At 69.4% G+C, this 14056-nt stretch carries 8 protein-coding genes and 1 tRNA gene; 5 read left to right on the top strand and 4 right to left on the bottom strand.

What is annotated here, in order from left to right:
* Positions 1–51 precede the first annotated feature (51 nt).
* Positions 52–3300, bottom strand: coding sequence for a carbamoyl-phosphate synthase large subunit (gene carB, locus ABD056_RS08085; RefSeq protein ID WP_343866044.1), 3249 nt, complete (start codon positions 3298–3300; stop codon positions 52–54).
* A 134-nt stretch (positions 3301–3434) separates the two neighbouring features.
* The gene (gene carA / locus ABD056_RS08090; protein ID WP_343866045.1) at positions 3435–4610 is read right to left on the bottom strand and encodes a glutamine-hydrolyzing carbamoyl-phosphate synthase small subunit; all 1176 of its coding nucleotides are present in this window, start codon (positions 4608–4610) and stop codon (positions 3435–3437) included.
* Positions 4611–4880: 270 nt separating this feature from the next.
* On the opposite strand from carA, the gene ABD056_RS08095 reads away from it, so the two are divergent.
* The 4 genes from ABD056_RS08095 (at position 4881) to ABD056_RS08110 (ending at position 9741) form a co-directional block, all read left to right on the top strand.
* On the top strand, positions 4881–5339 hold the full coding sequence (locus ABD056_RS08095; protein WP_343866046.1) for a GatB/YqeY domain-containing protein: 459 nt from the start codon (positions 4881–4883) through the stop codon (positions 5337–5339).
* 101 nt (positions 5340–5440) lie between these two features.
* Positions 5441–7288: a DNA primase gene (dnaG, locus tag ABD056_RS08100; RefSeq protein ID WP_343866047.1), complete on the top strand. Its 1848-nt coding sequence runs from the start codon at positions 5441–5443 to the stop codon at positions 7286–7288.
* Positions 7289–7429: 141 nt separating this feature from the next.
* The gene (gene rpoD / locus ABD056_RS08105) at positions 7430–9505 is read left to right on the top strand and encodes an RNA polymerase sigma factor RpoD (RefSeq protein WP_343866048.1); all 2076 of its coding nucleotides are present in this window, start codon (positions 7430–7432) and stop codon (positions 9503–9505) included.
* A gap of 160 nt (positions 9506–9665) precedes the next feature.
* Positions 9666–9741: transfer RNA gene (locus ABD056_RS08110), tRNA-Ile, on the top strand.
* 95 nt (positions 9742–9836) lie between these two features.
* On the opposite strand, the gene ettA is transcribed toward ABD056_RS08110, so the two are convergent.
* Entirely contained in the window at positions 9837–11519 is a 1683-nt protein-coding gene (ettA, locus tag ABD056_RS08115) for an energy-dependent translational throttle protein EttA (RefSeq protein WP_343866049.1), read from the bottom strand.
* A gap of 115 nt (positions 11520–11634) precedes the next feature.
* A complete protein-coding gene (locus ABD056_RS08120) occupies positions 11635–12510 on the bottom strand; it encodes a DMT family transporter (RefSeq protein WP_343866050.1) in 876 nt (291 codons plus the stop codon).
* Positions 12511–12612: 102 nt separating this feature from the next.
* Between ABD056_RS08120 and ABD056_RS08125 the strand changes: the two genes are divergently transcribed.
* Positions 12613–14043: an aminotransferase-like domain-containing protein gene (locus ABD056_RS08125; protein ID WP_343866051.1), complete on the top strand. Its 1431-nt coding sequence runs from the start codon at positions 12613–12615 to the stop codon at positions 14041–14043.
* The last annotated feature ends 13 nt before the right edge of the window (positions 14044–14056 follow it).

The raw sequence follows: 14056 nt of genomic DNA on the forward strand, positions 1-14056 counted from the left end.
CCACGTAGACAAAAGCCGACGGGGCGCGTCGGGCGCGCCCCGTCACGATGGCTAACCAAAATAGGACTGAAGCGGCGCCACATCAAGCTCGCCGCGCTTCAGGGCCGCAATGGCGTCCACCGCCGCCAGGGCACCGGGCAGGGTGGTGTAGTGGGCGATGTTGCGCGTCAGCGCGGTGTTGCGGATGTCGAAGCTGTCCTTCAGCGCCTGGCTGCCCTCGGTGGTGTTGATCACCATGTCGACCTCGCCCGACAGCATGCGGTCGACGCAGTGCGGGCGGCCTTCCAGCACCTTGTTCACCGTTTCCACCGTGACGCCGTGCTGGCCGAGGAAGGCGGCGGTGCCGCGGGTGGCGAGCACCACGAAGCCCAGTTCCGTCAGCTTGCGGGCAACACCGAGGGCGGCGATCTTGTCGCCGTCGCGCACCGACAGGAACACCCGTCCGGCCATGGGCAGGCGGGCGCCGGCGCCGATCTGCGACTTGGCGAAGGCGCGGTGGAAGTCGCTGTCGATGCCCATGACCTCGCCGGTCGACTTCATCTCGGGGCCGAGCACGATGTCGACGCCGGGGAAGCGGGCGAAGGGGAACACCGCCTCCTTCACCGCCACGTGGTCCGGCCGGGCGATGGCGGGCAGGGCGAAGTCGGCCAGGGTTTCGCCGGCCATGACGCGGGCGGCGATCTTGGCCACCGGCACGCCGGTCGCCTTGGCCACGAAGGGCACGGTGCGGCTGGCGCGCGGGTTGACTTCCAGGATGTAGACGGTGCCATTCTGCACCGCGAACTGCACGTTCATCAGGCCGACCACGTTCAGGCCCTTGGCGAGCGCCTGGGTCTGGACCTTCAGTTCGTCGATCTTGTCGTCCGACAGCGAGTAGGGCGGCAGCGAGCAGGCGGAGTCGCCCGAGTGCACGCCGGCTTCCTCGATGTGCTGCATGACGCCGGCGACGTAGACCTGCCCGCCGGCATCGCAGATGGCATCGACGTCCACCTCGATGGCGCCGGCCAGATAGTGGTCGAGCAGCACCGGGTCGTCGCCCGACACCACCACCGCCTCGTGCATGTAGCGGTCCAGCTCCGCCTCGTCATGGACGATGCGCATGGCGCGGCCGCCGAGCACGAAGGACGGCCGCACCACCACCGGGTAGCCGACATCCGCCGCCACCTTGCGCGCCTCGTCCAGGGAGCGGGCGAGGCCGTTGGGCGGCTGCTTGAGGCCAAGGCGGTGCAGCAGCTGCTGGAACCGCTCGCGGTCCTCGGCCAGGTCGATGGCGTCGGGCGTGGTGCCGAGGATGGGGATGCGCGCCCTCTCCAGCGCGTCGGCCAGCTTCAGCGGCGTCTGGCCGCCGAACTGGACGATGACGCCGTGCACCATGCCGTTGGTCTGTTCCTTGCGGATCAGCTCGATCACGTCCTCGGCGGTCAGCGGCTCGAAGTACAGGCGGTCGGAGGTGTCGTAGTCGGTGGAGACGGTTTCCGGGTTGCAGTTGACCATGATGGTCTCATAGCCGGCCTCCTTGAGGGCGTAGGCGGCATGGACGCAGCAATAGTCGAACTCGATGCCCTGGCCGATGCGGTTGGGGCCGCCGCCGAGGATGATCACCTTCTTGGCGTCGGTCGGCTGGCTTTCGCACTCGCCGGGGGAGACGCCGTCGCCCTCGTAGCAGGAGTACATGTAGGGCGTGTCGGACGGGAACTCGCCGGCGCAGGTGTCGATGCGCTTGTAGACCGGCAGCACCTTCAGGTGATGGCGCAGGGCCGCCACCTCGGCGGCGCTGCGGCCGGTCAGCTGGGCCAGGCGCTGGTCGGAGAAGCCCATCTTCTTGAGCGCCAGCAGGCCGGCGGTGTCGTTGGGCAGGCCCTCGGCCCGCACCCGCGCCTCGGCGTCGATTATCGCCTTGATCTGCTCCAGGAACCACGGGTCGTAGTGGGTGACCTGCGCCACCTCCGGCACCGTGAAGCCGAAGCGGAAGGCCTGGGCGATGGTCAGCAGGCGGTCGGGCCGCGGCTGCGCCAGGGCGGCGCGGATGGCATCGCGGTTGGCGCCGCCGTTGGCGTCGGCAATCTCCACCTCGTTGAGGCCGGTCAGGCCGGTTTCCAGCGACCGCAGGCCCTTCTGCAGGCTTTCGGCGAAGGTGCGGCCGACCGCCATGGCCTCGCCCACCGACTTCATGGAGGTGGTGAGCAGCGCCTCGGCATCCGGGAACTTCTCGAAGGTGAAGCGCGGAATCTTGGTGACCACGTAGTCGATGGTCGGCTCGAAGCTGGCCGGGGTGCAGCCGGTGATGTCGTTGGTCAGCTCATCCAGCGTGTAGCCGACCGCCAGCTTGGCCGCCACCTTGGCGATGGGGAAGCCCGTCGCCTTGGACGCCAGCGCCGAGGAGCGGCTGACGCGCGGGTTCATCTCGATCACCACCAGGCGGCCGTCGGCCGGGTTGACCGCGAACTGCACGTTGGAGCCGCCGGTATCGACGCCGATCTCGCGCAGCACAGCGATGCTGGCGTCACGCATGATCTGGTATTCCTTGTCGGTCAGCGTCAGCGCCGGCGCGACGGTGATGGAGTCGCCGGTGTGGACGCCCATCGGGTCGATGTTTTCGATGGAGCAGATGATGATGCAGTTGTCCGCCTTGTCGCGGACCACTTCCATCTCGTACTCCTTCCAGCCGAGCACGCTTTCCTCGACCAGCACTTCATGCACCGGCGAGGCCGCCAGGCCGCCGGAGACGATGCGCTCGAACTCGGTCTTGTTGTAAGCAATGCCGCCGCCGAGGCCGCCGAGGGTGAAGGACGGGCGGATGATCGCCGGCAGGCCGACGAACTCCAGCGCGTCCGACGCTTCCTGCATGTTGGTGACGACGCGCGAGCGCGGGCTTTCCAGGCCGATCTTGTCCATCGCCTCGCGGAACAGCTGGCGGTCCTCGGCCTTCTCGATGACGTCCTTCTTCGCCGCGATCATCTCGACGCCGAACCTGGCCAGCACGCCCATCTCATCCAGCTTGAGCGCGGTGTTCAGCGCCGTCTGGCCGCCCATGGTGGGCAGCAGGGCGTCGGGCCGCTCCTTCTCGATGATCTTCGCCACCATCTCGGGCGTGATCGGCTCGATGTAGGTGGCGTCCGCCATGTTGGGGTCGGTCATGATGGTGGCGGGGTTGGAGTTCACCAGGATGACCCGGTAGCCCTCCTCGCGCAGCGCCTTGCAGGCCTGGGCGCCCGAGTAGTCGAACTCGCAGGCCTGGCCGATGACGATCGGGCCGGCGCCGATGATGAGGATGGACTTGATGTCGGTGCGTTTGGGCATGGCGGCCTGGTCTCTTCTCTCATGGCGGCGCCGCGCGTGCGGCCGGCGGCGCTCTTTTATGTTCTAGTCGCTCATGACGCGGGGCGGAACGTTGTTGGCGCCCCGCCCCGCGTCTTTTCTCGCAGATGTCGCGGTCAGCCCTTGGCCTGAGCCATCAGGTCGACGAAGCGGCCGAACAGGTAGTGGCTGTCCTGCGGGCCGGGGCTGGCTTCCGGGTGGTACTGCACGGAGAACACTGGCTTGCCCTCGACGCGGATGCCTTCGACCGAGTTGTCGAACAGCGACACGTGGGTTTCCTTCACGCCGGCCGGCAGGGTGGTGCGGTCGACGCCGAAGCCGTGGTTCTGGCTGGTGATTTCCACCTTGCCGGTCTCCAGGTCCTTCACCGGCTGGTTGGCGCCGCGGTGACCCTTCTCCATCTTGTAGGTCTTGGCGCCCAGCGACAGGGCCAGCAGCTGGTGGCCGAGGCAGATGCCGAACAGCGGCTTGCCGGTCTTCAGCACTTCCTGGATCACCGGCACGGCATAGGTGCCGGTGGCGGCCGGGTCGCCGGGGCCGTTGGAGAGGAACACGCCGTCCGGCTCGTGCCGCAGGATGTCCTCGGCAGTCGCCGTCGCCGGCACCACCGTCACCTGGCAGCCCATGTCGGCCAGCGAGCGCAGGATGTTGCGCTTGGCGCCGTAGTCGACGGCCACCACCTTGTACTTCGGCGCGTGCAGGGTGCCGTAGCCGCCCTTCAGCGCCCAGCGGGTCTGGCGCCAGTCGTAGGTCTGGGCGCAGGTGACTTCCTTGGCGAGGTCCATGCCTTCCAGGCCCGGCCACTTGCGGGCCATCTCCACCAGCGCCGGAATGTCGAACACGCCGTCGGGGTGGTGGGCGATGACGCCATTGGGGGCGCCGTGGTCGCGGATGCGGCGGGTCAGCGCGCGGGTGTCGATGCCGGTGACGCCGATCAGCCCCATGGCGCGCAGCCACGAATCAAGGTGCTGGGCGGAGCGCCAGTTGCTCGGGTCGGTGATGTCGGCGCGCAGGATGCAGCCGCGGGTGGCCGGCGTCTGCGCCTCCAGGTCTTCCGGGTTGGCGCCGACGTTGCCGACGTGGGGGAAGGTGAAGGTGATGATCTGGCCCGCGTAGGACGGGTCCGTCATCGTTTCCTGGTATCCGGTAAGGCCGGTGTTGAACACCACCTCGCCCACCTTCTCGCCGGTGGCGCCGACGCCGCGCCCCCAAAATACGGTGCCGTCGGCAAGAACCACCGCCGCCGTCGTGCCGGAAGGCTGCGGGGCGGAGGCAAAGGTCGTGTCAGCCATGGATGCAAATCCCAACTCTGGTCACTGTCGTCCGGGCATGCGCGATCCCGCCCTGGATGCAGAGGGCGCTGGCGAGTGTGCCGGCGCGGGCAGGTGGGAACGGCTCGCCTGGGGGCGGCGGGCAAATTGCCGGTCTTCTAAGGAATCGCGGGCGCCCTGTCAAGGAATGCTTTATCTTTGAAAATCAAAGACTTAGCTAAACTTGCCGGGATGCCCGTCCTGGTGTAATGTCGGTCACTTCCGACAAAGCTGCAAGAGGCCCCCAAGCCAATGATGCGCACCCGCCTGCAGGAAGCGTTGAAGGAAGCCATGCGCTCGAAGGAGGCGCGCGCGGTCGCCACCGTGCGCCTGATCCTGGCGGCGCTCAAGGACCGTGACATCGCCGCCCGATCCAAGGGCCAGATGGACGGCATTTCCGACGACGAGATCCTGTCGATGCTGCAGTCCATGATCAAGCAGCGCCGCGAGAGCATCCAGCTCTACGAACAGGGCGGCCGCCTGGAACTGGCCGAGCAGGAGAGCGAGGAAATCGCCGTCATCGAGCGGTTCCTGCCGCGCCAGATGGACGATGCCGAGGTCGCCGCCGCCATCGACGCCACCCTGTCCGGTCTCGGCGCCGCCGGCCTCAAGGACATGGGCCGGGTGATGGCCGAACTGCGCGAGCGCTACGCCGGCCAGATGGATTTCGCCAAGGCTTCCGGCCTCGTGAAGCAGAAGCTGCAGGGCTGACCGCCGCGCCCCTGCGCAGTCCTGCTGTTCCCTGACGTGACGCTGCGGCCTCCTCCCTTCGCCGGTGGAGGCCGCCCTTCGTTGGACCGCCCCGCACCGCCATGGCCCTGCCGCCCCGCTTTCTTGACGAGTTGCGCAGCCGCACCTCCATTGCCGCCGTCATCGGCCGCAAGGTGAAGCTGATCAGCGCCGGCAAGGGGGAATACAAGGGCCTGTGCCCGTTCCACAACGAGCGCACGCCGTCGTTCACGGTCAGCGAGGACAAGGGCTTCTACCACTGCTTCGGCTGCGGCGAGAACGGCGACGCCATCACCTTCGAGATGAAGACGCGCGGCCTGTCGTTCGTCGAGGCGGTGGAACTGCTCGCCGCCGACGCCGGCATGGAAGTGCCGAAACAGACCCCGCAGCAGGTCGAGCAGGCGAAGAAGCAGGCCGGCCTGCAGGACGTGGTGGAGGCCGCCTGCGCCTTCTTCCAGGCCGAACTGCGCAAGCCGGCGGGGGCGGAGGCGCTGGCCTACCTGCGGCGGCGCGGCCTCGACGACGCCACCATCGCCCGCTTCCGGCTCGGCTACGCGCCGCACTCCGGTCCCTTGCGCGAGGCGCTGGTGAAGCAGGGCATCACCGAACGCCAGATGGTGGAGGCGGGCCTGCTGAAAGCGCGCGACGACGGCAAGGTGGTGGATTATTTCCGCGACCGCGTGCTGTTCCCCATCACCGACCGGCGCGGCAAGGTGATCGCCTTCGGCGGCCGCGTCATGGGCGACGGCCAGCCCAAGTACCTGAACAGCCCGGACAACCCGCTCTTCCACAAGGGCAGCGTGCTCTACAACCTCGCCCTGGCGCGGGAGGCGGCGCGGGCGGCCGGGCGGGTGATCGTCGCCGAGGGGTACATGGACGTCATCGCCATGGCCCGCTTCGGCATCGGCGAGGCGGTGGCGCCGCTCGGCACCGCCATGACCGAGGCGCAGATCCAGGAGCTGTGGAAGCTGTCGCCGGAGCCGATTCTGTGCCTGGACGGCGACGCCGCCGGCATTCGCGCCGCCAACAAGGCCGCCCAGCGCGCCCTGCCGCTGCTGAAGCCGGGCCTGTCGCTGCGATTCGCCCTGGTGGTGGGCGGCAAGGACCCGGACGAGCTGCTGTCGACCGCCGGCCGCGACGCCTTCGAGTCGGTGCTCGCCAAGGCCCAGCCGCTGGCCGACATCCTGTGGCGTAATGCGCTGGAGGGCCGGCCCCTCGACACCCCGGAACGACGGGCGGCGCTGGAGCACGACCTGGAGCAGCTGACCCAGACCATCCAGGACGCCACGGTGCAGAACGCCTACCGCCGGGAGTTCCGCGACCGCCTGTATCAGCTGTCCCGCAGCCAGCGCCGGCCCCCCGCGGGGCGCCCGCGCCGCGACGGCAAACCGTGGCGCGGCAAGGACTTGGATGTTCCGCCGCCGCCGCCGGCACCGCTCGTCCCGCCACCCTCGGCGGCGGTCCAGCGCCAGCGCATCCTGGTCGCCGCCGTGGTCACCCACCCCGAGCTGTTCGACCACGTGGGGGAGCGCCTTGGCTCCATCGCCTGCAGCGAGCCGCCGGTGGATCGGGTGCGGCAGGCCCTGCTGCTGCTGCTCGCCACCGAGTCGGGTCTTGACTTCGAAGGCGTGTCGAGCCACTTACGAACGCGTGGACTGGAGAATGACCTGAAGTTCCTCCTGAGTCCGAATGTGTTCGCCCACGCTTCGTTCGCACGACCCGACGCGCCAACCGACAGGGCCAAGAGTGGATGGGATCACACGTTCGACCTCGGCTTGCAGCAGGATTTCAGGGCCGACGTGGTACGCGCCGGTGCGCAATTCGCCCGGCAGACCGCCGATGCGGATCTGTCGGAGCAGGCGCTTCAGCGCCTCAAGGCGCTCTTCTTTCAGGACATGCGGCGGATGAACGATGATTCGCTGGATGATTGAGGGCGGCTGCCGCCGCCCTTCCCATGGCGCGTGGGTCGGCCTGACCTGACATAACGCCGGTGCCCTGCGGGGCTTTGAGTTGCGCGGACCGACGTCGAGCGGGGCCGGTTCGCGTTTCGGTTCGTTAAGGAGCGGATAAGAATGGCGACGAAGACGGCGAACGCAGCGGAAACCACCGAGACCCCAGAAGAAAACACCGACGGCCCGCTGCTGGACACGATCAACGCCGCTGTCAAGAAGCTGATGGCCAAGGGCAAGGAACGCGGCTACGTCACCTATGACGAGCTGAACAACGCCCTGCCGCCCGACGACGTGTCCTCCGAGCAGATCGAGGACACCATGTCCACTCTGTCCGAGATGGGCATCAACATCATCGAGGGCGAGGAAGACGCCGAGGCCGAGGACACCGCCGCCGCCAGCGACGATGACGACGACGGCCGGTCCGGCAACGTCAGCGAGGAAGACATCGGCCGCACCGATGATCCGGTGCGTATGTACCTGCGCGAGATGGGGTCGGTGGAGCTGCTGTCGCGCGAGGGCGAAATCGCCATCGCCAAGCGCATCGAAGCCGGCCGCGAGATGATGATCGGCGGCATCTGCGAAAGCCCGCTGACCATCAAGGCGCTGCTGTCGTGGCACGATGCGCTGCTGGACGGCCGCATGCCGCTGCGCGACATCATCGACCTGGAAACCACCTACGGCAACGAGCCGGGCGGCGACGAGCTGGCCGAGGAAGAGGCCGCCGAGGCCGCCGACGACGAGGCGCCCGCCGACGACGTGACCGGCCGCGCCAACGGCGCCAAGGTGATCGCCCACCCGGCCAAGAAGGACGCCGCCGCCGCGCCGGCCCGCAAGGCCGACGCCGAAGGCGAGGACGAGGACGAGGACGGCGAAGCCGCCCCGGCGCCCGCCGGCGAGGACGAGGAAGAGGAAGGCGACGTCGAGAACAACGTCTCCCTCGCCGCCATGGAGGCGCAGCTGATGCCGAAGGTCGTCGAGACCTTCGAGCAGATCGCCAAGACCTACGACAAGATGAAGAAGGTGGCGGACCAGCGCCTGACCGCCTTCGGCAAGGGCGAGTCGGTCTCCTCCGCCCAGGAAAAGAAGTACGAGAAGGCGCGCGCCGAGCTGATCGGCCTGATGGAAGGCGTGCACCTCAACTCCGCCCGCATCGAGCAGCTGGTGGAGCACCTGAACGACATCAACCGTCGCGTCATGGGCCTGGAAGGCAAGCTGCTGCGCCTGGCCACCGGCTGCAAGATCAAGCGCGAGGACTTCCTGTCGGCCTACTTCGGCTCGGAACTCGACCCCAACTGGCTGGAGCAGGTGAGCGCCCGCCCCGGCAAGGGCTGGAAGGACTTCGGCGCCCGCCACCAGCGCGAGGTGGAAGTCATCCGCGAGCAGCTGGCCCATCTGGCCGAGGAAGCCGGCCAGCCGCTGGGCGAGTTCCGCCGCATCGTCCAGACCGTGCAGAAGGGCGAGCGCGAGGCCAGCAAGGCCAAGAAGGAGATGATCGAGGCCAACCTGCGCCTCGTCATCTCCATCGCCAAGAAGTACACCAACCGCGGCCTGCAGTTCCTCGATCTCATCCAGGAAGGCAACATCGGCCTGATGAAGGCGGTGGACAAGTTCGAGTACCGCCGCGGCTACAAGTTCTCGACCTACGCGACGTGGTGGATCCGTCAGGCCATCACCCGCTCCATCGCCGACCAGGCGCGGACCATCCGCATCCCGGTCCACATGATCGAGACCATCAACAAGCTGGTCCGCACCAGCCGCCAGATGCTGCACGAGATCGGCCGCGAGCCGACCCCGGAGGAACTGGCCGAAAAGCTCCAGATGCCGCTGGAGAAGGTGCGCAAGGTGCTGAAGATCGCCAAGGAGCCGATCTCCCTCGAAACGCCCATCGGCGACGAGGAAGACAGCCACCTCGGCGACTTCATCGAGGACAAGAACGCCGTGCAGCCGCTGGATGCCGCCATTCAGGGCAACCTGCGCGAAACCTGCACCCGCATCCTCGCCACCCTGACCCCGCGCGAGGAGCGTGTGCTGCGCATGCGCTTCGGCATCGGCATGAACACCGACCACACCCTGGAAGAGGTCGGCCAGCAGTTCAACGTGACGCGCGAGCGCATCCGTCAGATCGAGGCCAAGGCGCTGCGCAAGCTGAAGCACCCCAGCCGGTCGCGCAAGCTGCGCTCGTTCCTCGACAACTGAGGCACGGCCGATCCGTTTGACGAAAAACGCCCGGGCTCCGCGCCCGGGCGTTTTTCTTTGCGGCGCGCTCACCACCGCCCGGTTGCAGGGCCGGGGAAGATGCCATAACTCATTGACCACGCCGCCGTTTGCGCTAAGGTGCGGTCCTTCCCGCCGCTGGGGGCCTGTAGCTCAATGGTTAGAGCTGACCGCTCATAACGGTCTGGTTGGGGGTTCGAGTCCCTCCAGGCCCACCACGCCGCGCGGTGCATTCCTGATCTCGCCCGCATGAAGAACGGGGGCTCCGCTGCCGGAGCCCCCGTCCTGGTTTCTGCTGCCTGCGGCCCCGTTTTCAGCGGGTCAGCGGCTTGTACTTGATGCGGTGCGGCTGGTCGGCCTCGGCGCCCAGGCGGCGCTTGCGGTCGGCTTCGTAGTCCTGATAGTTGCCCTCGAACCATTCGACGTGGCTGTCGCCCTCGAAGGCCAGGATGTGGGTCGCGATGCGGTCCAGGAACCAGCGATCGTGCGAGATGACCACGGCGCAGCCCGGGAAGTCCAGCAGCGCCCCTTCCAGGGCCCGCAGGGTGTCGATGTCCAGGTCGTTGGTCGGTTCGTCGAGCAGGATGACGTTGGCGCCGGACTTCAGCATCTTCGCCAGGTGCACGCGGTTGCGCTCGCCGCCCGACAGCTGGCCGACGCGCTTCTGCTGGTCGGGGCCGCGGAAGTTGAACTGGCCGACGTAGGCGCGGCTCTGGATCTTGCGCACGCCCAGGTCCAGCTCGTCCAGGCCGCCGGAGATTTCCTCCCACACGGTCTTCTTGTCGTCCAGGCTCTCGCGGCTCTGGTCGATGTAGCCGAGCTTCACCGTCTCGCCGATGCGGAGCGCGCCCGAGTCCGGCTGCTCCTTGCCGGTAATCATCTTGAACAGCGTCGTCTTGCCGGCGCCGTTCGGGCCGATGATGCCGACGATGCCGCCCGGCGGCAGCTTGAACGACAGGTCTTCGATCAGCAGGCGGTCGCCGAAGGACTTGGTCAGGCCTTCCGCCTCGATCACCACGCCGCCCAGGCGCTCGCCCGGCGGAATGACGATCTGCGAGGCGTCGGGGGCCTTGTTGCGGGCCTCGGCCACCAGGCTGTCGAAGGCGGTGATACGGGCCTTGCTCTTGGCCTGACGGGCCTTCGGGCTGGAGCGGATCCACTCCAGTTCGGCGCTGATGGTGCGCTGGCGGGCGGCTTCCTCGCGCTGTTCCTGCTCAAGCCGCTTCTGCTTCTGCTCCAGCCAGCTGGAGTAGTTGCCCTCGTAGGGAATGCCGCGGCCGCGGTCCAGTTCCAGGATCCAGCCGGTGACGTTGTCGAGGAAGTAGCGATCGTGGGTGACCAGCACGACGGTGCCGGTGTAGTCGCGCAGGAACCGTTCCAGCCATGCCACCGACTCGGCGTCCAGGTGGTTGGTCGGTTCGTCGAGCATGAGCATGTCGGGGTGCGACAGCAGCAGGCGGCACAGCGCCACGCGGCGCTTCTCGCCGCCCGACAGCTTGGTGACGTCGGCATCGGGCGGCGGGCAGCGCAGGGCGTCCATGGCGATCTCGACACGGCGGTCGAGTTCCCAGGCGTCGGCGGCGTCGATCTTTTCCTGCAGTTCGCCCTGCTCGACCATGAGCGCGTTCATCTCGTCGTCGGAGATGTCCGGGTCGGCGAACTTCATGGAGACTTCCTCGAAGCGCACCAGCAGGTCCTTCACCGCGCGGACGCCGTCGAGCACGTTCTCAAGCACGGACTTGGAGGTGTCGAGTTCCGGCTCCTGCGACAGGTAGCCGACCTTGACGCCCTCGGCGGCCCAGGCCTCGCCGCCGAAGTCCTTGTCGATGCCGGCCATGATCTTCAGCACCGTCGACTTGCCGGCGCCGTTGGGGCCGAGCACGCCGATCTTGGCGCCGGGCAGGAACGACAGCGTCAGACCCTTCAGGATCTCGCGGCCGCCCGGGTAGATCTTGGTCAGGCCCTTCATGACGTAGATGTACTGATATGCGGCCAAGGAAACCTCCGGCGCTGGATATCTCGGATGAACGGATTGCCGCGGTTTTACCGCGTTGCCGCCGCCGGTTCAACGCCGCCGGGCGGGCGGTGGCCTCCGCCCGCCCCCCTGCCGTCTACCGCGCCTGCGCCACCGGCGCCCGGCGGCCGGCCACCACCGTCACCGCCACCGCGGCGGCGAACAGGGGGGTGGCGGCGTCGATGTGTTCGCCCAGCAGCAGGCCGGCGGCGGCGATGGACAGGAAGGGCATCAGCAGCATGATCTGCGCCACCCGCGCCGTGCCGCCCATCTCCAGCCCGCGATACCAGGCGAAGAAGGCCAGGAACTGGCTGACGGCGCCCAGGTAGACCAGGCTGCCGAGCACCGTCGGCGGCGCCTGCAGGGCCGTCGCCGGCACCGCCAGGGGGGTGGCGACCAGCAGCACCGGCGTCGCCACCACCAGGCCCCAGCTGATGGTCTGCCAGCCGCCCAGCCGGCGGGTCAGGCGGGCGCCGCAGGCGTAGCCGATGCCGCCCGCCATCGCCGCCGCCTGCAGCGCCGCGTCGCCCGCCTGCAGGCTGCCGCCGCCGTCGCGCAGGGCGAAGGCGAGCACCAGCGCCGACCCGGCGGCGGCGCTGGCCCAGAACAGCGGCGACGGCCGCTCGCGGTTGATGGGCACCGCCATCAGGGCGGTCATCAGCGGCAGCAGCCCCGCCACCACCGAGCCGTGGGCGGCCGGCAGGTCCTGCATGGCGACGGCGGCCAGCAGCGGATAGCCGAATACCACCCCGCCCGCCACCCCCAGCAGGTCGGGCAGATCGGCCCGGCGCGGCAGCGGCGGCCGCACCACCAGCAGGGCGATGACCGCCAGCACGGCGGCAATGTCCAGGCGCAGCAGCGTCACCGGCAGCGCCCCCAGGTCCACCACCGCCACCCGCGTCGCCGGCAGGGTGAGCGAAAATCCCAGCACGCCAAGGCCGCCCAGCAGCGCCCCCATTCTGTCCCGTCGCATGTCGTCTCTCTCCGCATGACACCGGCCGCCATGGTAGGCGGCGGGCGGACGTGGTACAGATACAGACGCGGTGAAACTGACCTATAACAGAAGGCGCGGCCCATGGAGGCTCTGGTCTACGAGGCGGTGGCGGGGCGGCTGGCGGCGGCCATCGACGACGGCACCTACGCCCCCGGCGACCGCCTGCCGAGCGTGCGGGCGCTGGCGCGGCGGGAGGGCGTCAGCCCGATGACGGCGCTCCGGGCGCTGGAGCTGCTGGCCGACCGGGGCCTGAGCGAGGCGCGGCCGCGCTCCGGCCACTTCGTCACCCTGCGCGGTCATCCGGCGGTACTGCGGCAGGCGACGGCGACGGCGGCGCAGGCGACGCTGGTGTCCATCGCCGGGCTGGCGGCGGAGATCCTCGGCACCAGCCGCGACCGGCGCCTGCTGCCGCTGGGCGACGGCGTGCCGGGGGCGGACCTGCCGCCGCTGGCGGCGCTGGCGCGGGCGCATGGCCGGGTGCTGCGGCAGCAGGGGGCGACGGCCTTCACCGCCTATGGCGACCCGCGCGGCGAGCCGGCGCTGCGCAAGGCCATCGCCCGCATCATGGCGGAGGAAGCGGCGGCGGCGGTGTCGCCCGAGGACATCGTCGTCACCAACGGCTGCGCCGAGGCGCTGGACCTCGCCCTGACGGTCACCACCCGGCCGGGCGACGTGGTCGCCATCGAATCTCCGTCCTACTTCGGCACCCTGCAGGCGCTGGAGGCGCAGGGGCTGAAGGCGCTGCCCATCGCCACCGACCCCCGTCGCGGCCTTGACCTGGATGCCCTGGCGGCGGCGCTGGCGGCCGGCGGCGTGGCGGCGGTGGTGGTGATGCCGGCGGTCCACAATCCGCTCGGCTGCGCCATGGATGCCGCCGCCCGCGCCCGCCTGCTGGACCTGTGCCGGCGGGCGGCGGTGCCGTTGATCGAGGACGACACCTTCGGCCCGCTGTCCTTCGCCACGCCGCGGCCGCCGGCGGTGAAGGCGGCCGACCTGGCCGGCGACGTGCTCTACTGCGGCGCCTTCTCCAAGACCGTGGCGCCGGCCCTGCGGCTCGGCTGGATCGCCGCCGGCCGCTGGCCCGAGGCGGTGGCGCGGCAGAAGATGCTGCGCACGCTGGCCTCGCCGACGCCGGCCCAGCTGGCCCTGGCCGAGGTGGTGGCCGACGGCCGCCATGCCCGCATCGCCCGCCGCGCCGCCCGCACCTACCGCCGCCGGCTGGCCCTGGCGGCGGAGGCGGTGGCGCGCCACTTCCCGCCCGGCACCGAGGTCAGCCAGCCGGCCGGCGGCTTCATGCTGTGGGTCAGGCTGCCGCCCGGCGGCGACGGCCTGGCGCTGTACCGGGCGGCCCGGGCGGCGGGGATCGGAGTCGCGCCGGGCTCGCTGTTCGCCCCCGGCGGCGAGGGGGCGCGCTGCCTGCGCATCTCCGTCGGGGTGCTGGACGGGGCGGCGCTGCGCGACGCGGTGGCGCGGCTGGGGGCGCTGGCGCGGCAAAGCGGCAACACCGGGTGATCAAAATGCAACA

The sequence above is a fragment of the Caenispirillum bisanense genome (assembly GCF_039523075.1).
GTDB lineage: Bacteria > Pseudomonadota > Alphaproteobacteria > Rhodospirillales > Rhodospirillaceae > Caenispirillum > Caenispirillum bisanense.